The organism is Sphingobacterium sp. InxBP1 (assembly GCF_026191775.1).
Taxonomy (GTDB): Bacteria; Bacteroidota; Bacteroidia; order Sphingobacteriales; family Sphingobacteriaceae; genus Sphingobacterium; species Sphingobacterium thalpophilum.
On the sequence record NZ_JAINDX010000044.1, the window covers coordinates 206,555 to 228,137 of the forward strand.

Annotated in this window: 20 protein-coding genes; 4 read left to right on the plus strand and 16 right to left on the minus strand. The window is 43.3% G+C overall.

Annotated elements, in window-relative coordinates:
- Positions 1 to 10: 10 nt before the first annotated feature.
- Positions 11 to 868, minus strand: a complete 858-nt coding sequence (locus tag K7A41_RS11490; protein WP_265713797.1) for an NEW3 domain-containing protein — start codon at positions 866 to 868, stop codon at positions 11 to 13.
- A 261-nt stretch (positions 869 to 1,129) separates the two neighbouring features.
- Complete coding sequence (locus K7A41_RS11495) at positions 1,130 to 2,311, minus strand: glycosyltransferase (RefSeq protein WP_051606957.1); 1,182 nt, start codon at positions 2,309 to 2,311, stop codon at positions 1,130 to 1,132.
- A 634-nt stretch (positions 2,312 to 2,945) separates the two neighbouring features.
- Here K7A41_RS11495 and K7A41_RS11500 point away from each other — a divergent pair.
- A complete protein-coding gene (locus K7A41_RS11500) occupies positions 2,946 to 3,446 on the plus strand; it encodes an RNA polymerase sigma factor (RefSeq protein ID WP_051606959.1) in 501 nt (166 codons plus the stop codon).
- A 140-nt stretch (positions 3,447 to 3,586) separates the two neighbouring features.
- Here K7A41_RS11500 and K7A41_RS11505 read toward each other — a convergent pair whose 3' ends face one another.
- The 6 genes from K7A41_RS11505 to K7A41_RS11530 form a co-directional block, all read right to left on the minus strand.
- Positions 3,587 to 4,300, minus strand: a complete 714-nt coding sequence (locus K7A41_RS11505) for a hypothetical protein (protein WP_265713798.1) — start codon at positions 4,298 to 4,300, stop codon at positions 3,587 to 3,589.
- Positions 4,301 to 4,514: 214 nt separating this feature from the next.
- A complete protein-coding gene (locus K7A41_RS11510; protein WP_265713799.1) occupies positions 4,515 to 5,945 on the minus strand; it encodes an MFS transporter in 1,431 nt (476 codons plus the stop codon).
- 24 nt (positions 5,946 to 5,969) lie between these two features.
- Positions 5,970 to 7,322: a TolC family protein gene (locus tag K7A41_RS11515; RefSeq protein WP_265713800.1), complete on the minus strand. Its 1,353-nt coding sequence runs from the start codon at positions 7,320 to 7,322 to the stop codon at positions 5,970 to 5,972.
- A gap of 11 nt (positions 7,323 to 7,333) precedes the next feature.
- Positions 7,334 to 10,444: an efflux RND transporter permease subunit gene (locus K7A41_RS11520; RefSeq protein ID WP_265713801.1), complete on the minus strand. Its 3,111-nt coding sequence runs from the start codon at positions 10,442 to 10,444 to the stop codon at positions 7,334 to 7,336.
- A gap of 3 nt (positions 10,445 to 10,447) precedes the next feature.
- Positions 10,448 to 11,524 (minus strand): efflux RND transporter periplasmic adaptor subunit, encoded by a 1,077-nt coding sequence (locus K7A41_RS11525; protein WP_265713802.1) that lies wholly within the window; start codon positions 11,522 to 11,524, stop codon positions 10,448 to 10,450.
- Between the two features lie 206 nt (positions 11,525 to 11,730).
- The gene (locus K7A41_RS11530) at positions 11,731 to 12,309 is read right to left on the minus strand and encodes a helix-turn-helix domain-containing protein (protein WP_265713803.1); all 579 of its coding nucleotides are present in this window, start codon (positions 12,307 to 12,309) and stop codon (positions 11,731 to 11,733) included.
- Positions 12,310 to 12,505: 196 nt separating this feature from the next.
- On the opposite strand from K7A41_RS11530, the gene K7A41_RS11535 reads away from it, so the two are divergent.
- Positions 12,506 to 12,772, plus strand: coding sequence for a hypothetical protein (locus K7A41_RS11535; RefSeq protein ID WP_265713805.1), 267 nt, complete (start codon positions 12,506 to 12,508; stop codon positions 12,770 to 12,772).
- Positions 12,773 to 12,783: 11 nt separating this feature from the next.
- On the opposite strand, the gene K7A41_RS11540 is transcribed toward K7A41_RS11535, so the two are convergent.
- The 6 genes from K7A41_RS11540 to K7A41_RS11565 all read right to left on the minus strand — a co-directional run bounded on the left by K7A41_RS11540 (position 12,784) and on the right by K7A41_RS11565 (position 16,315).
- Entirely contained in the window at positions 12,784 to 13,851 is a 1,068-nt protein-coding gene (locus K7A41_RS11540; RefSeq protein WP_265713806.1) for a flavin reductase family protein, read from the minus strand.
- Between the two features lie 70 nt (positions 13,852 to 13,921).
- Positions 13,922 to 14,287 carry a hypothetical protein gene (locus tag K7A41_RS11545; protein WP_265713808.1) on the minus strand — a complete coding sequence of 122 codons (366 nt, stop codon included), beginning with the start codon at positions 14,285 to 14,287 and terminating at the stop codon, positions 13,922 to 13,924.
- A gap of 103 nt (positions 14,288 to 14,390) precedes the next feature.
- Complete coding sequence (locus K7A41_RS11550; RefSeq protein ID WP_265713809.1) at positions 14,391 to 14,636, minus strand: heavy-metal-associated domain-containing protein; 246 nt, start codon at positions 14,634 to 14,636, stop codon at positions 14,391 to 14,393.
- 98 nt (positions 14,637 to 14,734) lie between these two features.
- Positions 14,735 to 15,241 (minus strand): plastocyanin/azurin family copper-binding protein, encoded by a 507-nt coding sequence (locus K7A41_RS11555; RefSeq protein WP_265713810.1) that lies wholly within the window; start codon positions 15,239 to 15,241, stop codon positions 14,735 to 14,737.
- Positions 15,242 to 15,276: 35 nt separating this feature from the next.
- Positions 15,277 to 15,786 carry a hypothetical protein gene (locus K7A41_RS11560; RefSeq protein WP_265713811.1) on the minus strand — a complete coding sequence of 170 codons (510 nt, stop codon included), beginning with the start codon at positions 15,784 to 15,786 and terminating at the stop codon, positions 15,277 to 15,279.
- A gap of 127 nt (positions 15,787 to 15,913) precedes the next feature.
- The gene (locus tag K7A41_RS11565) at positions 15,914 to 16,315 is read right to left on the minus strand and encodes a hypothetical protein (RefSeq protein ID WP_265713812.1); all 402 of its coding nucleotides are present in this window, start codon (positions 16,313 to 16,315) and stop codon (positions 15,914 to 15,916) included.
- A gap of 259 nt (positions 16,316 to 16,574) precedes the next feature.
- Between K7A41_RS11565 and K7A41_RS11570 the strand changes: the two genes are divergently transcribed.
- The gene (locus K7A41_RS11570) at positions 16,575 to 17,087 is read left to right on the plus strand and encodes a hypothetical protein (protein ID WP_265713813.1); all 513 of its coding nucleotides are present in this window, start codon (positions 16,575 to 16,577) and stop codon (positions 17,085 to 17,087) included.
- On the opposite strand, the gene K7A41_RS11575 is transcribed toward K7A41_RS11570, so the two are convergent.
- A complete protein-coding gene (locus K7A41_RS11575; protein WP_265713814.1) occupies positions 17,084 to 18,286 on the minus strand; it encodes a hypothetical protein in 1,203 nt (400 codons plus the stop codon). The two genes, K7A41_RS11570 and K7A41_RS11575, sit on opposite strands and share 4 nt — an antisense overlap.
- A 122-nt stretch (positions 18,287 to 18,408) precedes the next feature.
- Here K7A41_RS11575 and xth point away from each other — a divergent pair, with 122 nt between their 5' ends.
- The gene (gene xth / locus K7A41_RS11580) at positions 18,409 to 19,179 is read left to right on the plus strand and encodes an exodeoxyribonuclease III (RefSeq protein WP_265713815.1); all 771 of its coding nucleotides are present in this window, start codon (positions 18,409 to 18,411) and stop codon (positions 19,177 to 19,179) included.
- 179 nt (positions 19,180 to 19,358) lie between these two features.
- Here xth and K7A41_RS11585 read toward each other — a convergent pair whose 3' ends face one another.
- A complete protein-coding gene (locus tag K7A41_RS11585) occupies positions 19,359 to 21,560 on the minus strand; it encodes a hypothetical protein (RefSeq protein ID WP_265713816.1) in 2,202 nt (733 codons plus the stop codon).
- Positions 21,561 to 21,583 lie beyond the last annotated feature (23 nt).

Genomic DNA, 21,583 nt, shown 5'->3' on the forward strand with positions numbered 1-21,583 from the left:
ATAATCTTTTCTATCTTCTTCCGTATTTGCGAATGAGATAATACACTAAGCCGATAGCCAATAGAATAATCAGTATGCCGATCCATCCGGAGAGTAAAGAGGTCTTTACAATGATTCGGAAGGAGACATCCGCGGAGTTACTGGCAGATTTTACATCAAATTTGGCCACATAATCGCCAGCAATGGTTTTGTCCGGCACCCTTAGACTAACCTTAACTTCCTGGGACTTCCCAGCCTCGAGTTGTTTGATAGTGGACGGTGTGAATGTGGCTTCCCATCGTGTCGGTAACTGCGAACTAAATTCAAGGGCATTTAACGGAAGGGTACCCGTATTCTTGACCTGAAGTGTGATTTCTTTTGTACCGCCGGAGACCACTTCATCACTCAGCCTACCCGAAGGTGTACTCAGTTCGATTGCGTATGACCCTTTGACAGCGGCCTCGAGATCTAACTTTAACGTATCTAGCGTCGATATGGCCTTGATGGGAATTTTATATTTGTCGGGCTTGGCAGTCAACGGGCAGCTGATTTCGATGCTGATTTCCTGCGATTTGTTTCCCTGCATCTGTAGTGAAGTGACTTGAGAACCCTCTACTCTATAGGTGATCTGCCACCCGGGAGGTAATTGTGCGTCAAGGTTATAGGTGACGGTTTGCGACGAACCATTCGTCAATGTCGTACTATAGCGAAAAGGTTCATTACTCGGTGCCTCGATATTGATTAACCTAGCCTCGAAGCCTGATTTCTGGGATGCAGCATTTGTCTGACCCAAAGAGCTGCCATGTACGGACAGGGCCAAAGCTGTAATAATAAATAGCTTTAATGATAAACGTTGTCTTTTTTTTGTAGATAGTAGTTCTGTTAACATGATCCAATAACTAAAATTTATATTTAAATAGAATATTAGCTTTTAAAAAATGTCATTTTGGACTTTACGTCGCCCCTTTCGGAAAATCGTACCCAAATTATAAATCATTTTCATAAAAGTCAATACCTACGCAGAAGATCATACGTAAAAAAAATATAGTGATTATTTACAGCTTCGGCTTTTCAGTCATCGTCTACCGGTAGGGGATACCGGCCGATAAGGTAATAGTGTCTTCCCATCAAGGGAAGACACCAATATCTGCTAGGCTTCTCTTTTTAAATCAAAGGAAACATATTTTTTGTAATCCACCAGCGACCTCACTGGGGTGACTAAATCGGATAAAAGTGACAGATAGTCTTTGGCTACCATTTTCCAAGTGGTTTGCTCGCCATAGCTGCGTGCTTTAAACCTGTGCCATGCCAGCAAACGTTTGGATTGATAAAGCAGCTTAATGTTGGCTGCCATCGTTTCAGTGTCATTGAACGGGGTGAGAATACCGCGGTCATCTATCAGCAGGTCCTTAGCGTGCCAGTATGGTGTTGAGATGACCGCTGCCCCGGCGCCGACGGCAAATGATAGTGTGCCGCTACTGATCTGCTGTTCATGCTGATAAGGTGATAAATAGATATCACAGGCGGTTAAATACTCTTTCAGTTGTTCGTCGCTCAGAAATTCATCGACAAACACTACATTTTCCTGTAAATTCAACTTCTCCACAAGTCCCTTTAATTCAAATCGATAAGATTCGCCTTCATGGGCGAGTACATTGGGATGTGTCTTACCGACAATCAGGTATTTGAAGTTGGGAAGATCGAGTCCCGCAAGTGAGCGTATGGCATACTCCAGCCCTTTGCTACGTCCGATCAGGCCAAAAGTCAACATCACAAACTGATTCTGAAGTCCAAGTCTATATTTTGCCAATCCCTGATTGTAATCGAACTGCGGTACGCCATGCGGGATGACTTTAACTTTACGCTGTTCAGTCTTAGGAAACAGCTTGTGCAATAATGTTGAACCTGTAGCGGAAAGGGAAACAACAGCTTGGGATTTCTCCAGAAGGAATCCCATGATTTCCTTTTGTCGCAAAGATGGTGTCTGTAAGATAGTATGGAATATAGTCAATAACGGAATATCGATCTTGTCAGCCAAGTGATTCACGAAAATGCCATCGGCTCCACCGAATATACCGTATTCATGTTGTACAATACAATAGTCGTATTCCTTATTAATAATTCTGCTCGCCTGAATATAGCTGTCCAGTCTTTCCCTGTCAATGACGAATCGAACGGATTGGTCATACTGTTCCTTCCCTAATTTGGAAACAGCGATCACATCGACGGATACATTGGGATCGAGTTCCATTCCTTGTTTCAGATCTTTTGTAAATGTCGCCAGTCCGCATTCCTGGGGCGGATAAGTGCTGATGATAACGATTCTTTTCATAGCCTTAGCCCTCCTTAGCTTCACTGCTTTCGTTCTCAATCGGAATATCTAAAATAGCCATCAACAATAAATAATATCCTTTTTCTAAACCCATTTTGGCTGCTTTTTGCTGTATATTTTCCATATCAAGTATTATGATTAATAAGGTTGTACATTATTTTACCGTGGATGGATCAAAAGCTGTACCCAAATGCCTTCATCTGACACTTAAAGGTAGTTTTTGAGTAGATATCACGTAGTATCATACGCGATATACCGATAAAAATGCTGAACTATACGTAGTTTTTTCCTGAATCTGGGAAAATCGCATTTTCGAAACACGATTCTATGTTCAGTTTTCGCTACATGTGACTTTACGTGTGTGCTGCGACCGAATGCTTGGGCAGCGTAATTTATACAGTTTTGCTGGTGTAGAGTACCCAATTACAAGATTTTCTTACTTCATTATTTTTGATCTTTATGGTATAAATATGTTGAAAATCCGGTGTAAAATGCTGTTTAAACCGGCAAATAGTGTAAAAACGTATTTTTACTTATCTTCCTAGAACAAACTTTTCGAACTGTTCTGCGCTTGAAACCTAGCATTTTTCTTGTGCCGTCTATACTGATAATAACAACAAGAAAGAGGTTAGCTATGAACAATCACAATTTAAACGTACTTATCAATGAGAAAAGAAGTTTGTTGAATCACTTTGCAGCAAAGTTTACTACAGACCCAGATGAAAAGGAAGATCTGATTCAGGAAACATGGATCCGTGCATTAAAATCGATTGACGATTTTGTGCAACATCCTAAGTTGATGAGCTGGCTCTATGTGATAATGAAACATACCTATATCAATAAATATAGGAAAGCAAAACGCGTAAACGAGATACAGGATTCTTATGTCGAATTGGAAAGCACCAATACGATCGAACTAAATAAGGGGGTGGATAAATTTATTGCCGATGATATAGAACGCGCGATGTCTAGCCTTAGCGCTGAAAATTATGAGATTTTCCGTCTGTTTTTGGACGGCCACAAATACCATGAGATCGCGAGCTATTTCAACATGCCGGAAGGCACCATCAAAACGAGGATACATATGACTCGAAAAAAATTGCAGCGGCAGCTAAAGGTCTACCGGGTAAATTAAACTCAGGCGAAGCATGCGTATTGCGATGCCCATAGCCAATAATTCTAAATCGTTAAAAAAGACAACTCGAAATCATGTGCAATGCTAGCGTTTCCAGCGTTGCACATGATCTTGCGTTGTTCATCCTCCTGACCGATTAATTACTTAACCTCTACATTAAAGTCCGCTGTGTGAACAGTGTCATCCGTTTTGAACTGTACCCACAATACATAATGTCCCGACTTTGTAATATGAGCTTCGGCGTAAATTGGAAACTCACTGTTGGTCATCGGATGAATATGAAGAAAGTCTTTGTCTTTATTACTAATCATAACGATATGCGCTGCGGCGCCAAGGTAATTTTGAATTTCTTTTGCAGGAACGGTTCTGCCATCTTTTTCTATTGCAAATTGCAAACCTTGTGTGGTATCAGTGGATAACTGATTACCATTCACCAAGGTTATTTTATAACCATCCACATAGGAAACCAGTTTTGTCTGTCCGTTTGCTTCGGACACAGGTGTAGACCCTTCTATATCGATAACTTGCTTGTTCACCGATGCCGGATAACCTGTCGGTTTATAGTCTGTAAACAACAGGTATCTACCTGGCGAAGGAAAGGTTGTTGTGACTTGGAATGTTCCATCCAGTTGTTCTTCGGGATGAATGTGGGTAAACCAGCTTAGCTGTTCATTGACGATCAAAAGATGTATTTTCATCTCGTGTACAACATCAAGAGGAAGATGTTGCCCTTTATCTTGTATTGAAATGGTTAGCATAACAGATTTTCCAGCCTCTATGTTAGAAGGTATGGAGATGATTTCTACCTTTGCTGCTTCTTTGTGCAGGTGATGATGTTGGTGATGCGTGTCCATAGTTATTGTTATTATGAATTTTCTAAATGTTGAACATGAAGTTTAGCTATTTAATGCTTAAAATGCTGGTTACCAAACTTACTATACAAAATTGTGGAAACTAGTTTATGATTTACTTGCGCAATTTTAGAAATGATTTGTAATATTTGGGAGCCACGTACAGTAGCTCCTCTCTATACCATGACTGGGCTAATTGCATAAGAAAGCTAATGGTTTATGGTCTTGAGTTTATGGTTTTGATAGAAAATGCGGTTAGCACCAGAGCAATTAAGCAAATGATGCCTGCTGAGAAAAATGCTGTACGGAACCCCTCATTTAAAGCTTCTGTGTTGTCAATCCCTGCTAAAGCCAGTTTTTTAGTTTTCATTGTTGATAAAGCCACGATAATTGCTAGCCCCAATGCCGAACCTACCTGATAACTCGTGTTAACCAGACCTGATGCAAGTCCCGTTTCGTTAGGCCCCGCCCCTGATAGAGAAGCCATTGTTCCCGGGATATAGGTCAGAGACATACCTATTGCCGCAAGGAGTGAAGCGGGCAGTACATCTGTTAAAAAAGAGCCTGAGATGGAGACCGTACTAAATAAAAATAAAGACGCAGCGAGGATCGTCAGGCCTGCCAGAATATTATACTTAAATCCAAAACGGGTAACGAGTTTTCCAGTAAAACCTACCATCAGAAACATAATAGCTGCGGTCATTGGAAGCAAGGCAAGGCCACTGTAAAACGCAGAATAGCCGAGTACCTGCTGTAAATAAAGATTGAGGAAGAACCATAAGGGAATCCATGCAGCAGCCAGTAATGCAATCATCAGGTTGCCAGAACTGAGGTTAGGAACCTTAAAAATCGTTAAGGGAACTAGAGGTTCGTTTTTGTTCCGCTGCACGAAATGGAAGATGATAAGGAGTAGGATTGACAGGCTCAAGAGACCTATTGTCTGCAGTGATATCCAACCCGCGTGTTCTGCCGATACGATGGAATAAACCATGAGAACAAGCGCTGTAGTGGCCAAAAGGGCTCCTCCGACGTCTATTTTCCCCGCTCTGGTGTTGCCTTTGAACAATAGACTTGGGCTAAAAAATAAGACTAAAAGACCTGCGGGAATATTTATCAGAAATATCCAGTGCCAAGAAAGCCACTGGGTAATTACTCCACCTAGAAATACCCCAGCAGAGCCTCCGGCTGCTGCAGACGCACCCCAAAAACCGAAGGCCTTGTTGAGCTCTTTGGGATCGGTGAATTTCGACATGACTAGTGTCAGTGCAGCGGGTGTAATTAGTGCAGATCCGAGGCCCTGTAAACCTCTGCCGATATTTAAGGCGGCTTCAGACCATGCAGTGCCCGCTAGTAGGGACGCTGCGGTCAAAATACCAAAGCCCCACATAAAAACTTTTCGTGCACCAAAGAGATCTGAAAGTCGGCCGCCGAGCAGCAAGAAACCACCGAAAAGGATTACATAGGCATTGAAGATCCATTGAAGAGCCGACTGCGAATAACCTAAATCTTCTTTAATCGCAGGTAGTGCCACACCGATAATCGAAGTGTCCATTATGACGATAAATTGGGCTGTGCAAAGCAGAAAAAGGGCTGCCCAGCGTTTTGGATAGGCCACTGCCTTATCCGCATCTATAGGATATGTTTTCATTTTTACTTATATTATAACCATAGTTTATTGTAAATTCAATAGGCCAAGCGCATGCTGCATTTCTGTGTACAATATCCGCAGGTTGTAAGTAGCGCGTAGACAGTTTATTCGTGCTTGAGTAAGTGCAAGTTCGGCGTCCGTGAGTTCTAGCCTTGACCCGAGACCATTTTTAAAACGGTCCTCATTCATTTGGTAGTTTAGGGTTGCTGAGTGAACGGTTGTTTTCTGTATCTCCAATTGGGAATTTGCCTCTTTCCACTTGCTGATGATAGACGCCAGTTTCATTTTAATCTCCTGCCGGAAATCGTCTAACCGAATTTGCTCTTGTCGCCATCTTATCTTCGCTTGGTTGATCTGAGACCTGTTTCGATGACCATTAAATACGGGGGCGGATAGTTGTAAGCCTATGAAAGATGTTCTGGGCCACGCATAGTTTCCAATTCGTAAGTCGTCTGCCTGGGCCTGGACTTGGTATTGGCCGATAAATGCCAGCTTCGGCAATAACGCCGCTTGCTTCACGGCAACTCTTTTCTCTTCGAGATCGATCTGAATGTGCTGGATCAGCAAATCCTTACGATTTTGTTCCGCTATTTTCAATGCTTCATCAAGTGAATAAAATTCATTTTGTATCGTTCCCATAGGAGAAGCCAGCTTATCACTCAATTCGAGAGTTTCAGTGTCGTCCATGCCGATTATCCGCTTTAATTCAATGAGCGACACTTTGATGCTGTTTTTCAGATATGATGACGATGAGCGTATGTTTTCGACTTCGATAAAACTTCGTAACGTGTCTGACTTTAGGGCTCTGCCCTGATTAAAAAGTGAGCGGGCATCATCCAGTGCTTTTATATTGCGCTGTAGACTTTGTTCGAGTAAGCCCAGCTGCTCAGTCATCATCAGTATGCTGAGATAGTGTGTCGAAACCTGGAGCGCAATCCTGCTTTTGAGATCGGCTGTTTTTTGCTGTTCCAGCTGCTGGTTGATAGCAGCTGTTTTTCGTTGTCTGCTAAGAGCAGGCGAAAATACAGGTTGATACAGGGCAACCATTCCATTCCATGCATTTTTCCCCCCGACGGCAACTTCCTGTACCGGTTTTGCCGTACCGGCGAAAGAGCCGGGGAGAAAGATTGTCTGCCTGTCAAAATAACGGCTGTAAGCCAGATCTGCCGAAATGGTCGGTAGCATCGCTCCTGTTGTTTCCTTTGTGAGCTCAGCAGCATATATTTCTTCCAGAATTTGAGCCTGAAGGGCCTTGTTTCCCTTCTCCGCCATTTCCAACGCCGAAGCTAAAGAAAGCACCCGTGTTTGCGCATTGAGCTGCTTCGCGACCGATGAAAAGTATAGTAGTATTGTGATTAGATAGGATATTTTATTCATGGTATAGTTCTTTAAAAACCTTGTTCATGTGCCAGCTCCTTGCCAGTCTCTGTGGCCTCTTCATCGACGACTAGCCTACGTTTACTACTTGAGAGATAAGAGTAGACCGCTGGGATGATGAATAATGTGAGAATTCCGGAAAATACTAGACCGCCAGCGATGACAATACCTAGCGATTGCCGACTGTTGGCTGTAAGAGCAATCGGTAATGCTCCAAATATCATGGCGAGCGAAGTCATCAATATTGGTCGGAAACGTTGTTCGGCAGCGCTGATTGCAGCCTGATATTTAGATACTCCGGTCTCTTTAAGATGATTGGCGAATTCTACAATCAAGATCCCGTTTTTAGTAATGAGCCCAACCAATGTAATAATTCCTATTTGGCTAAATACGTTTAGACTCTGACCAAACCAGTGTAAACTCAGCACCGCCCCAGTTACTGCCATTGGTACAGTGAGCATAATAGTCAGCGGATCCCTTAAACTTTCAAATTGGGCTGCTAAAATCATGTATATCAGTATAAGTGCCAGAACAAGTGTAAATGTTATATTGCCTTGACTCTCTGTGTAATCTCTCGATTGGCCGGCAAGGGAAGATTTAAAATTCCCACCGAGTACCTCAACCTTTATTTTCTCAATCTCCTGTATAGCCTCGGCGAGACTTACCCCCGGTGCGGGCGCAGCAGAGATCGTGGCGGAAGTGTATTGATCATAACGGTATATCGCTGCTGGACTTACGGCTTCTTCAAAAGTGATCAGATTATTGAGCGGAATCATCTTACCTTTCGTGGAGTGGACATATATACCGTTTAGGTCTTTGATGTCATTCCGATAGGGGCGTGACAGCTGTCCGATCACTTCGTATTGGCGGTCGTCGCGGAGAAAGTAACCATAGCGCTGGCCTGATAGAGAAAGCTGCAGCGTGCGTGCAACTTCTTCAATGGAAACTCCCATCAGTGCTGCCTTTTGTCGGTCAATAGTTATTTTCACTTCGGGCTTGTTTATTTTTAAGTCCGAATCCGCAAACATCAGCTTCTTGCTTTGCCGTACTGCTCCCAGAAATTTAGGAAGTGCAGCCGTCAGAGTATCCAGATTTTGGGCCTGTAATACAAATTGGACTGGCATGCCGCCGCCATATCGCGTTCCGATGGTAGGCGGGAGGTAGGGGAATAGTAAAAAACCTCTAAAATTACCCGATGCAGCGGCATATTGGTTGTATAAGTCCTGAATAGACTTTTTCCTTTCCTTTGGATCTTTGAGATAAATACTCTGTACAGCGACATTGACCGGTGCGGGGGCAGGAATAAAGGAAATTGCAACCATCGAATAGGTCTGATAGAGACCATCTGTAGAATCGTTGACATACTTGCCGACTTCGATCATCTTTTTCTTCATGTAATCGAATGAAACACCTTCAGGTGCAATGGCAATCAGATTCATATTCGAACGATCTTCTATTGGAGCAAGTTCTGAAGGCAGCTGTCTGCCGACATAATAAATCAATCCAGTAGTGGCGATTAAAAATATCCATGCAAGCCAGCGCACTTTCATGAAAGCAATCAGTAAGTAGGCATAACCATTGTTTAATCGGACGAAAAATGGTTCCGTAACCCGGTAGAACCAGCTTGGTCCTTCTTTCTTCTTGAGGAAATATGCACTGAGCATCGGCGTGAGCGTTAGTGCAACAAAAGCGGATACCAGTACTGATCCCGACACGACAATCGCAAATTCCAAGAAAAGCTGGCCGCTGATTCCGCCCATAAAAACGATGGGAAGGAATACCGCTGCAAGCGTAATAGTTGTTGAAATTACAGCGAAATAAATTTCCTTTGAACCTTTAAATGCAGCCTGAATAGGGGGCATACCCTCTTCAATCTTTTTATAAATATTTTCGAGTACGACTATGGCGTCGTCGACGACCAGTCCGATAGCAAGTACCAACCCCAGCAATGTGAGTACATTGATGGAAAATCCGGCGATATACATAATAAAAAAGGCGGACAGGATGGAGACGGGAATGGCCAGTACCGGAATAATAGTTGACCGCCAATCTCGGAGGAAAAGGAAAATTATCAGTACAACCAGACCAAACGCGATAAAGAGCGTCTCTTCAACCTCTTTGATGGACTCACGGACCGAACGTGTGAAATCAAAGCCCACAATAAGTCGATAATCGGTAGGGATATCTTTCTTTAACTGCTCTAAACGCCTGTAGAACTCATCAACCACTTCAATAGCATTGGCATCTCGTTGAATCTGAATAGCCACACCTATGCCCACACGGTTCAGATTTCCGGTTTCGTTGATAATTGCGGTACGCTCATTCATTTCCCCCAACTGTGCTATGCCAATATCTTTTAATTTAATAATAGTATGACCGGTTTGCTTGATTAACATCTCGTTAAAGTCATCTTCCGTCGTCAGCCGACCTAATGTCCTAATGCTCAATTCGCTACTTTCACCCTCTATCCGTCCCGAAGGAAGATCAATGTTTTCCCTGAGGAGCGCAGCTCTGATATCTTCCGGAGTCAGTTGATACGATGCCAATTTAACTGGATCAAATCTGAGACGCATGGCATACTTGTGTTCGCCAACGATTGCAACATTGTTGATTCCGGGAATAGACTGCATTCTGTCTTTTATGACAGTAGACGCGATGTGGCTGACTTCTTTAATATCTTTTGTATCGCTTTCCACTTCGAGAAATGCAACGAGATTGTCCGCAGAAGTAGCTTTCTGTACAATTGGAGGATCGACGTCGGCGGGAAGCTGCTTACGGGATTTGGCGACCTTGTCTCTGACATCATTTAATGCATCTTCGATGTCAGTCTCCCGGTTGAATTCAATGGAGATCACACTGACCTGTTCGCGAGACTCAGAGGATATTGTTCGTATACCACTTGCTTCAGCGATAGACTCTTCCATCGGTCTGGTAAGCTTGGATGCGATGACGTCTGGACTTGCTCCGGGATAGAAGGTGATAACGGATATGACGGGAGGCTCAGTTAGTGGGAACTCCCGTACGCCGAGTTGTTTCCAGCCAACAATTCCCAAGATAACTAGCAGAAGTGAAAATACTGCTGCCAGCACTGGTTTTTTTATGCTTAATGATGATATACTCATGATCTATTGGTTTGTTTGAGTAACCGCTTTTACCGGTGTATCTGCTGCTAAACGCAGTAAATTGGAGATGATGACGCTATCGCCGCTGGTTAAACCGGAGGTGACAATAGCCTCTGTTTCAGTTCGATTAGTAATGTTTACTGGGACCGGTTTTGCCTTTCCATTTTTGATAATGAAGGCATGGTAGCCATTTCCGTCCGGCATAAGTGCTTCTGTCGGGACCTTAATGCCTTTCGCTCCATGATCGCTTGTACCAAAGTAGATTTTAGCAGATAGGCCGGGACGCAATTTCCCATTGACGTTGCTCACAAGGGCCTGGGCTTGCAGGCTTCTACCTTCGGTATTCAGCCCTGGTTCGGTTGCAACTACTTTTGCTTCAAGTGGTTGATCGGAGAGTTCGGTGGTAAAATGTACTTTCGTTCCCTTGTTGATCAGCTGAAAGTAGCGCTCCGGAATGGAGAAGTCCAGTTTCAGATTTGTTTGGTCCTGTAAATCTACAAGTGCTGTACCGGGGATGACGTAGGCTCCGGTATGCACTTTTGAAATACCGATTCTTCCCGAAAATGGCGCTTTAATGACTGTCTTTGCGAGTTCTGCACGTAGCAGATCCTGCTGTGCAGCCAGCGACCGAAAACGCATAAGTGCTTCATCGTACTCTTGCTGGTTTACCGTTTCATTGTTTAGAAGATTATGTAGACGATCCTTGTTGATCTGCGCCAGTTCGAGCTCGGCGCCGACCTGTTTGAGACGTGCGCGGATTTCGGTATCGTTGAGTGTGTAAAGTGTAGCGCCGCGATCAACATATGCGCCATCTTTGAAAGCCACATATGTAATCCGCTGAGCAATTTCACTAACTATCGAGACTTCTTGATAGGGCATCAGCGAACCTACAGCGGTTTCGTGCTGCTGCAGCTCTTCTTCCTGTGCTGTTATTATATCAACAGGTAATTGTGCGGCTGCGGCATTTGGCGCAGGAGTGTCTCCCGACTTGTTGTCTGGTCTGCGCTGGCAGGTAACTAATAACATACCAAGGAGGGGAATCAGAAGCCTCGACTTGGATTTTGTCAATTCATATATCATAAACTCACTTTTTGATTTTCGTAATGGACGATTAAACGCCGTTATTTTTATAGCTAGCCTCCTTTGGAGGCGGTTCTTTTCGCATAGTTTATAGCACCAAAATTGCTAATTCCCTAGGCACAGCAAGTATGCAACTCCGGTCAGCATTTGTAATATTTAATGGCGTGCGCGATCTCAAGACAGCTATGGACACTGTTGTCGGTGCCCTAAATAACTACCCTAATACTGGGTAACGGTGGCTGTTTTAGCAATTTAAAATGACTGGACGTAAGACCAGTATACTTTTTCAGCTGATTGGATAAGTACGCCTGGCTGCTATACCCCATGGTATATGCAATTTGCGTCAAAGACATATCCGTGTATATGAGTAGTTCTTTCACTTTTTCGATTTTGCGATGAATGATATATTTCTCCAGTGTGATTTTTTCAACGGAAGAAAATAACGCGCTCAGACTGTCGTAATTCTTGTGAAATGTGTCACTGATCAGTTTGGTGAATTTAGTCGGAGTTCCACTCGCTACCTGTAAATTGATGCCTTCCTCTACAAGTTCTTTTATGCGATTGACCATCCGCTGTCGCTTGTCGTAAATGAGGCCAAAACCATTGCTTTGCAGCATGTTTTTTAGCTTGTCCATATTTTTCTGCACATTTTCGATGTCGTTTATAACAACCTGTCCCAATCTGATTTCCAACACTTCGAATCCCATGGCCACCATTTCTCCCTCAAGAACATAGGTACATCTGTCGCACACCATTCCTTTTATTAATAGAGTCGTAGTTCTCATAATGACTTATATAATTTTATAGGTTAAAATTCTGCATTTGAGCGAGATATGACATTATGATATTCCGGGTTAGATTTATGATATTCCTTATATCCTTTTGTTCAAGACAACTTTAAATATTATAAAAACGCAGCGGAAAAGCGCATAATTCCTACCGGTGATAGAACGAACTTTGTAAGAGATAAGACAACAAAATATGAGAAATAAGACAAATAAGGAACACCAGATCTGTAAGGTGCTACAGGACTACCATGCTGGGAAAAGCGGAGTGGAGCTCTTCGAAGAATACGGTATTTATGGTACCACTATTTTTGAGCTTAAAGAAAAGTATAAGGATGTGGCCATTGATATTCTGGCTGTTTTAGTTAATCTAAGCGAGGAAAATAGAAGATTAAAGTCCATGTATGCGGAGCTCTGCGTGCAACATCGCCGGTTAAAAGAGCTCCTTAAAGAAGAATGCTGACAAAATATGTGTTACTGTAAAGTAACGCATACTTTGTCGTTGATAGGATAGCTTTGACAGAGCAGTACAACTCCTGAGTTCAGGTCTAGGGGCGTTAGGGCGTCATGGCGTAACATATGCACCTCGCCTTCGGTCCTAACGGCCCAACAGGAGCCGCAGGTTCCGTTGTTGCAGGTACTGGATACCTTGATGTTATTTGCCCGAAGAGCATCTAATAGCGACTCCCCGGGTTTTACGGAAATGAGTGAAGTACATTCAAAAGTGACTATTTTATCATTATGACAGACTTGGTCATAATATCGTACAAGTACATCTTTGATCGTGTCGCCTGTTTGTTGTAAGGCCGCATTTTGAGGGGCTGGATGGAAGTGCTCAAAATGGATATTTTTCTCAGGAATTCTGAGGTTTTTGAGCACATTCTGGTATAACTCCATTAAAGCCATTGGGCCGCATATATAGAAATGTGCTTTAAGTGTTGGCACAAATTGTTTGATGAGTGATTGCAGAATGGGTACCGAAAATCTACCGCCAAGCTGATTGTTTTTTTGGGGAACATATTCCGGCGCTGTAAAAGAGTAATAGGTTTGTAGTTTTCGCGCCTCCTCCAAATCCGTAAGCTCATTGAAAAAAATGGTATCCTCCGGCGTTTTATTGCTGTAAAACAGTAGCGGAATGCTCGTTTTAGTATATGCGCTGCGCAACATGGCAAATAGGGGGGAAATACCACTTCCACCCGCTAACAGAACGATAGGCTGCTGATCGGCAGCATGGTCATCTAAAACGAAATTTCCAAATGGTCCTTCGATGGCCCAATATTCAATGATGGAGGCATTATCTACAATGTAGTTGCTCATGACGCCACCTTCAACCCGTTTGACAGTAATGGCGGGGTAGGGATCTGATGGAACTGAGCAAAAAGAATATGGTCGGGTGATGCTTTCACCTTTTATAACAAGTTTAATGTTCAGATATTGCCCCGGCAGATAAGTCATCTGATGTTGTCCGGCATCAAAGTAGATGGTAAGCGCATCTTTTGTCTGTCTGATGAGCTTATGCGTGTGCCAGATATATTTTTTCATACATATTTAATTCTTCACAGCCACAGTTATCAACGAAGGAATGCCTACAAGCATCGCAAGCCATGGTACGTCACTGTTTTTGCTGCCTGTTTATCATGGCAAGTTTGGCTTTTCGTATCCTCCTGAAGTGGCCGGATGGTAATCCTGTATAATTAAGCAGGAGCTTCGAGAGTTCGGTTGCTTTATTATAGCCCAATGCTTTTGCGATCTGCACTGTGGAATGCCCAGTGTACACAAGCAATTCTTTGGCTTTTTCGACATTATTTCGAATTTTAACAACCTCGAAATCTGTTTGATCTTTGTCGGGAAAAAATGGACGTAGATCTGCACAACTGGTCTTGAGCCCATCTGATGACTGTACGGTGCATCTAATGCGCTTTTTAGGGTCAAGCCGGTTTTCCATCATTCTATCCGCTGTACGATATATTTTTGTCATGACATCCAAGATTATTTACGGGCTTATTCTCCGTTTAGTTTGGTTTATATTCCTTTTTGCCGGAGATGGGTAAAGCCTTGTCGAGTTCCGTCTCCGGCAAAAATTATCCGCAGCAGCCGGTTGAACAGGTAGATGTTTTTGAACTGTTTCCACCATCAACTTTGTACCCAGCTTCTTCTATTGCAGCTATGACTTCGGCTTCGATCTCGTCGTTTTCAGCTGAAAAAGTAAGGAGGCCCGCTTCTAGCTTTTCGATCCTGACGTTCTGAAGTTGTTGGATTACATTGCTGACTCTGGTCTGGCAATGTGTGCTTTGCATATCTGGTATGCTTAAAACTATATTTTTCATGTTAAATTTATTTTGTTATGCAAATATGTCTCTTTAATAGGATTGTGGTATTACGACATTCCGGTTAAATTTTGCAAAATTTCTATTTAGACAACCCCTCATCGATGAACGACCAGCTTGCCTCGCATGTATAGATAATGGCCGGGAAATGAGCAAAGGAAATCATACGTACCTGTTGGCGGAGCCACAAATTCCATTACTGTTGTCTCTCCGCCACCGATCATGGCTGTCTTGGCGATCACGGTGTGTTCCATGGCCTTGGGGATATAATTATTGTCTTGCGCGTCTATTGCTGCATTTGCGAATGCATTAAAGTCGGTTCCGCTTGCGAGAATGACTAGGTTATGCCCCATTGCGTCGACTGTAGCTTTCCCTACGTGCTTAAGAATAACCTTCACATGCTGCCCTTCTTCTACATCGATTTCCGTTTTGTCAAAACGCATGTTGTCATCAGCATGAATCATGATTTCCACTTCTTTATTGTTTGAAGCCTGCTTTACTGGATCTTCCATTTGGCCGGTGATTTTTTTGACTTTTTCCGTATCTGGAGAATAGTTACAGGCGGTAAAGACTATTGCCGGTAGCAGGAATAACAAGTTCTTCATTGGATAAACTGGTTTGATTTGCTTGAAAGGATTAATTAGTGCTTTGCAAAGCCTTTAGAAATATTCAGCCGTTTATTATCTGGAATTTCAGGTCGTTTTATAAAGCCGCGATCTTGATGGTTATGATATTTTCCCAGCAATGCATTATAGAGTTGTTTGTCTTTTACGCTGATTGAATCTATCAACGATTTGTATCTCGGTGGCAGCGATTGAATACAGCTATAGTAATTGTTTAATATAAGATTCTTCCTGAAATAGATGATTCGAAGCAGATTGATCTCGGCCAGTGCATAGTTTTTATTTACATCTGGGGAAAGACTATTTGCCATTAAGTCATAACTTTTTTCTAATTCCTCGGAGACCACAAGCTCCAAAATCGTGTTTATTGTACCGAAAAAGCGAAAGAACCTGCTCTTCGAAAGCTTAGTCGCTATCAGGATATCGGAGACTTTTAGATGTTGAAGTCTTATTGACAATAGCATACATCTCGTTGCCTGCATAGACTTCCGCACAAGATTAGCATTTTTATTATCGTTTTTATTCATAATTTACCTATTCTAATTATTAGAAAACCGGATTGCTTGTCCTCTTATCGATACTTAAGAAAGGCATACTGCGACCGACGCGATAAAACAAGTGATCCGGAAGCACCGATTCGTGTTTATTGGAGAATTAACGCGCTTTACGTTTGTCTCCGGGCGGATTATAGTCGAGTAAGCTGGTCACGCGTACTGTATCAACGCCAGTAATATCCCATGTAATTGGAATCATAGTCATATATCCGCATTTTGGACACATATCGCCCTTTGTGCCTATCATTTCTTTATGGGAGGGACAGCCCATGATAAGGTTACCGGCCGCATCTATTAATTCGCCCTTGTCGTTTCTTTGAGCATTCTTTTTTGAGCTTATCTGGTGTGCATGATCATGTGTGTGCGCATGGACGTCTGGACTAGTGTCTGTTTTCGTTGATGTCTGTTGTTCCTGATTTTTGTGGGATTCGGAACTGTTGGTGCAGGAACTGGCGATAAGGGCCAGACAACCAAGTAAAGAAATAGATTTGTTTGCTTTCATTCCTTTGATCATATTTGTTGAAAATCTATTGATGCAATGTGATATCCAAAGTTCGTTGAAGCTGGAGGAATGACAGTGTATAATTATCGCTGAAAGTTGTAATATTTTATAGAGTGATATAATAAAAGTAGGCTTGGGGCAAATGGTTTTGGCATCTTCGCGAGAAATTGCTAACTTTAGACAAGCGCTTTATAGCTCATCTGGAAAATGGCAGCAGTGTGCCTGGGCTAAGGTGTAAAGCCAAGCCATTCTTGAATAAGTGAAAAATATAGTTAAATATTACCTTGTCTTAACTGCATTCTTATATGTGCTATTGACCTCTTGTGACAACACAAGGTCAGATAAGTTGGCTGTTGAACAGACGTTTCAGCAGCAAGCTGTACCGATGGTAACAAAATCATATTTTCTGCATCATGAGATAAGGGACGTTGATTACAAAATATTTGTCAATGACGTGCTGATTGGACAATCGCATGAGAATAGAGGAATACCTGGCCCCTATAAATTGACTCCTTATCTTAAGCCTCAGGACATCCAAACGGTCAAAATCGTACTTGCCGCCAATACGATCCAGCCTGAACTGACAAATGCCGTGCTGCAAGAAATTAGCAAAAATGCAGGGGTGTATATGTTGCAAAACGATGATTACGCGAATATTACTGCTGTTGCAAGGTTTTTGTTTCCCAGCATTAAAAAACCAGTGACAACCTATGAGACGCAGTGGGAATTTAACACTGGATACAAGACTAGCCCTAGACCATCAGCTGATTAATGCCCAGCTTTCCGTTTGAATACTTTTAAATCAGAAAAACTTCCATCCTTAATATTCCATACATATTCGAATGCTATCGAGTAACTCTTGGATTGAACTCGCCAGCAGTACTTGCCTGCCTTGCCCATACTATAGTTAAAGAAGCCCAGCATAGCATTTTTTCCTATTTCCTGATAATCGCTGTTAAAAAGAGGCATTGCGTTAGCGCTGGAGAACAGGTGAAAGGCAACTTCATTAGGATGGATAATATAGGGCATCAGGGCGCGCTTTGTCGCTGGGTACTCGTGCAGCATCGTATCTTTACATTGCTGCCATGTAGAATCCAATGGAACAGCAGTTTCCAGATCGTCGAGTAGCTCACGTTGTACCTTTAGGAAGCGGAACTGATTTTTTTGATAAAAATCGGCCAAGCTTTGTGCTACTGAATCTTGCGAAATATAGTATGGGAATCGTACGGGAAAATGTTCGGCATAGCTGTTCCAGCGGATCCTATCCATTTCCTGATAAAGTTTATCCAATTCGTATTTGCGCTTTTGGATAATATAAGGAAGCTTCAGAGGTAAATGTCCCGATCTGCTGGGTTTACTATATGCAATAGATCCCACCTGCATAGTGTTGAGATCTAAGTTGAACCGTAGACCGTATAACCTATTTATCGCCCAAATTTCCCAGACGTTTTTGCCGAGGTCATTTACAAATACTTGACTGCCAAAAGTATGTACGATCCCAGCTTGGCTTATTTCTACATTGTTCTGCTGATAAATCAAAGGCTGTGTTAAACCCATGATTACGCTGGTTATTTCCATCGGCTGGTAACATTGTAATAAGTATATCGTCGTGAACTTCCTGTCCTGTAACATGGCTGTTACCTCATTTTTTGCTAATGTGTCAAAGTTTAGGTTATGAATGAAAGCTGGAGGGCTAGCTATATTCTGAAAATATGCCCTTCTAAGTCGTGTAAACTCTGCTTTTTCCCGATCAGCGTAGTCAATTATAGGGTCGAGTAAACTATAATGCTTTTCTACGGTTAATGTGGTATCGGTCAATTGATTTGACACCTCGGACAACAGGCGGAGGAAAGCGATCTTTGTATTTTTCCTATGCATTTCTAAAGCCTGATCGTAAATCTGTGCTTTCACATGTAGGGTAATAAAGAGCAGTAGGAGAACGAAGCTTGCGGCCGCTTTGCAATTATTCATAACACATTGCTAACAAAAATTGGGCCCATTCAGGTGGTTTTTCCATCATGCCAAAACAATTATCCGCCTGTCGGGGTTTTGTACAAAGACATCCTTATCGAAAACTTGAATGTATAGGCTTCATGAAAATTGCAACGTATAATATCAACGGCATAGGTAGCCGCCTCCCTGTATTGCTGCGCTGGCTCGAGGAAGAATCGCCAGATGTCGTTTGCCTTCAGGAACTGAAGGCACCACAACAGCGTTTCCCACTGGCAGAGATCAATAAGGCAGGATATCATGCGGTCTGGCATGGCCAGAAGAGCTGGAACGGCGTGGCCGTCTTGTCAAAAAGTGCCATTACGGAAGTATCACGGGAGCTACCAGGGGATCCTGAGGACAGCCATAGCCGCTATCTGGAGGTCATGGTCGCAGGGGTTGTTGTCTGCTGCCTGTATCTTCCTAATGGGAATCCTTATCCGGGGCCTAAATTTGATTACAAGATGGCGTGGATAAAGCGTTTAACCGATCGGGCAAAAGTACTGCTTGAAATGGAAGCTCCTGCTATACTCATAGGCGACTTTAATATTATCCCGACGGCATTGGATACCTATAAACCCGAGAAATATGTGAATGATGCATTGTATAGGGTAGAGGTTAGGGAAGCCTTCGAGCAGCTTTTGGCGCAGGGCTGGCTGGATGCAATCCGGAAGCTCTTTCCCGGACAGGATGTCTATACATTTTGGGACTACTTCAGGCAGGCTTATAGCCGCAATGCGGGGCTGCGCATCGATCATATTTTACTAAGCCCTTTGTTGCAGCATAGATTAGCTGAAGGGGGAATTGACCGCAATGTGCGTAGTTGGGAGAAAACCAGTGATCATGCTCCTGTTTGGGTCCGGTTGACGAACTAAATCCTAGATAAATACTATAATTCCTTCGGGTAGCGTCCGGGAGAAGTTTCAACACGGTTCGAGACAGTTCCGAGACTGCAGAAGCTGTCTCGAAGCTGTCTCGAAGAGCGCTCGAAGGCGCAATTTTAAATATTAGTTTTTTACAAGAGCCGTTCAGGAACGAATAAGTGGAAGGGACTTTACGATCTATCATCCCACCTTATCCGGATGGTACCAGACCCTTTCACGATGAACTCCCCAGGAGACGTTGCCTTCACTTTTTGATAACTTGATGCAGTTTTCTGCTCAACTTGCAGGTTCCTTTTTCGCGCCGATAATTGGATTACTTTTATGTTGGAAGTCAGGCGGGGATCACCTTCGATGCGAAATGTTATCGTATTTTTACCATTTCTGATGGTACTGACCGGGTAATCAACAAATAGGATAAGGTCAGAGTTCTTGGTCCGGATATACTGCCTTGGAATAATTCCAAAAGCGAGGCCTGCACCATATACTTCCTGCCCCACCTCGCCGCTCTTTTCCCATCCATCGTGTATATCCTCCAACGGAATCCACAGGTCTTTTTGGACTTCTCCCGTTTTAGCCTTTTCAGCAATCATTTCTTTGGGGAGAAGTGCTGGGTAGTAGTATGCCAGCCGACCTAGGGCATATTTGATAAATTCAGGGATTAGAACTTTTAAAGAAGCTGGGATCTCCATATCTTTTGTGACTTCAAGGTAATGATGGAGGGCAGCGAACACCTCCAGCTCTTCATAAGCAGCTGTATACGGAGCATCATTTAGTGGAAATACAGAAAAAAAGTAGGGGAAATGATGACCATATCCATAATTGCAGTCCCATAGCTGACAATTTTTGAAAATGCCGGCAAGGCAGCGGTAACTAAGGTCTAGGTAATGTTGTTCATTGGTTTCTTTGTAAAGTTCTGCCAGGGCACCTGCGGCAAAAGCGGTATTATTGGCTTGATAGAAGATGTCAAAAACAAGTCCATCCAGGCTTTTCAGTGCTTTCTTTGCTTCATTTAGATACTGTTTCTCACGAGTAAGCTGCCATGCCATTAACATTACATGTGCATAGGATCCGGGTACGTCTTTTTCACCGCCCTCGCCGGGAGAAGTTTCCGCTTTGAGGACTTCGAGGGTTGTCATTTTATAGAAGACAGGCCAATGATAATCGAAGTGCTGAGCCACTTTAATCGCATAATCTATAGAATTGAGAAAAAGATCTTTTGCTGTGCTGTCGCCCCGCAATGCGAGACGGGCAAGGTTCAACAAAGGGTGGTGCAAATACCAGGAGTCCATGACCATTTCACGCTTCTGCTCCTCGGATTTGTCGAGCTGATCTTCCAACGCCGGCAACCAACGGACTATACTCTTAACTGTCTTGTCATAAAACGCGCTTAAACCCCGGTTGAGGTCATTATATAGGTGGTGCTCTCTGTCCGCCCAGATAAGATACTCCTGGAGGGGCAATAATACGGCAAGTTGTACCATGATTTCTGAAGGAGTCGCGTAATCGGCAACATAAGCATTGAGATACGGCACGCCGTCGGTCTGCGTCCAGCAGCCTTTGTTCGTGTATAGGTCTTCTAGTACTTTTTCTGCCGTTGGAAGCCAGTCGTGTTGCGCTGGAGCAGGTTTGGGAATTAGCAGGTATATGGTAGCTAAGAAGTCTAAAAAATTAGCGGTAATCTGCTCCTCGCTATCTGGTATATCGGCGTCGAGCAAAACGAAGGCGTCAGAGATAATAAATTCTTTATCCTCGGGGAGCGCCGTCTGGGCATTGACAGGGAACTGGAACCCTATTTCGGGCCACTTACCGCCTACGGTCTCGCGAAGGGAAACCTCCGTTGCCTCGCAATAAGGCGACATCGCCGTAAGATTTTGTAAGTAAAAAACAGAACCCGTACGCGGCTTTGTCATACTGAAATAAAGCTGTCCGGATCTCGAACCTATTTGTTTGGCGTAAATGGTGCCACTTGTGTTTTCTACCCGACCGCCTTTGGTTAGGGGGACAATATCCCGGGGCCAAAAAGGAATCAGCATTGGAAATTTGGCCCGAAATGAGGTTGTATAACGAAAGACTGTTTCTGTGCTTTCCGGTAGAAAGAGTACAACACGGTAAGCGCCTAACCTGGTTGAGACGGTCAGCAGCGTCTCGCGCCCCGCCTCGGTAACAGAGACCTTTCCAAACTGGCTATTCATGCCGAAAGCGAGTCGGAACGCTATTTGGTCCCCATCGGGCCATTCAGCTACCAGCCATAGCGAATCACCTGTGTTGTATAGTTTGAGCACATAAGCATTTAGCCTTATCATAAAAAACGGTTCGCTGGAAGCGATATCCTCTTGGACAGTTGTTGTCCACGGTGTGACTGTGGTTATCATGGTTTTGTGACTGAAATATTGTT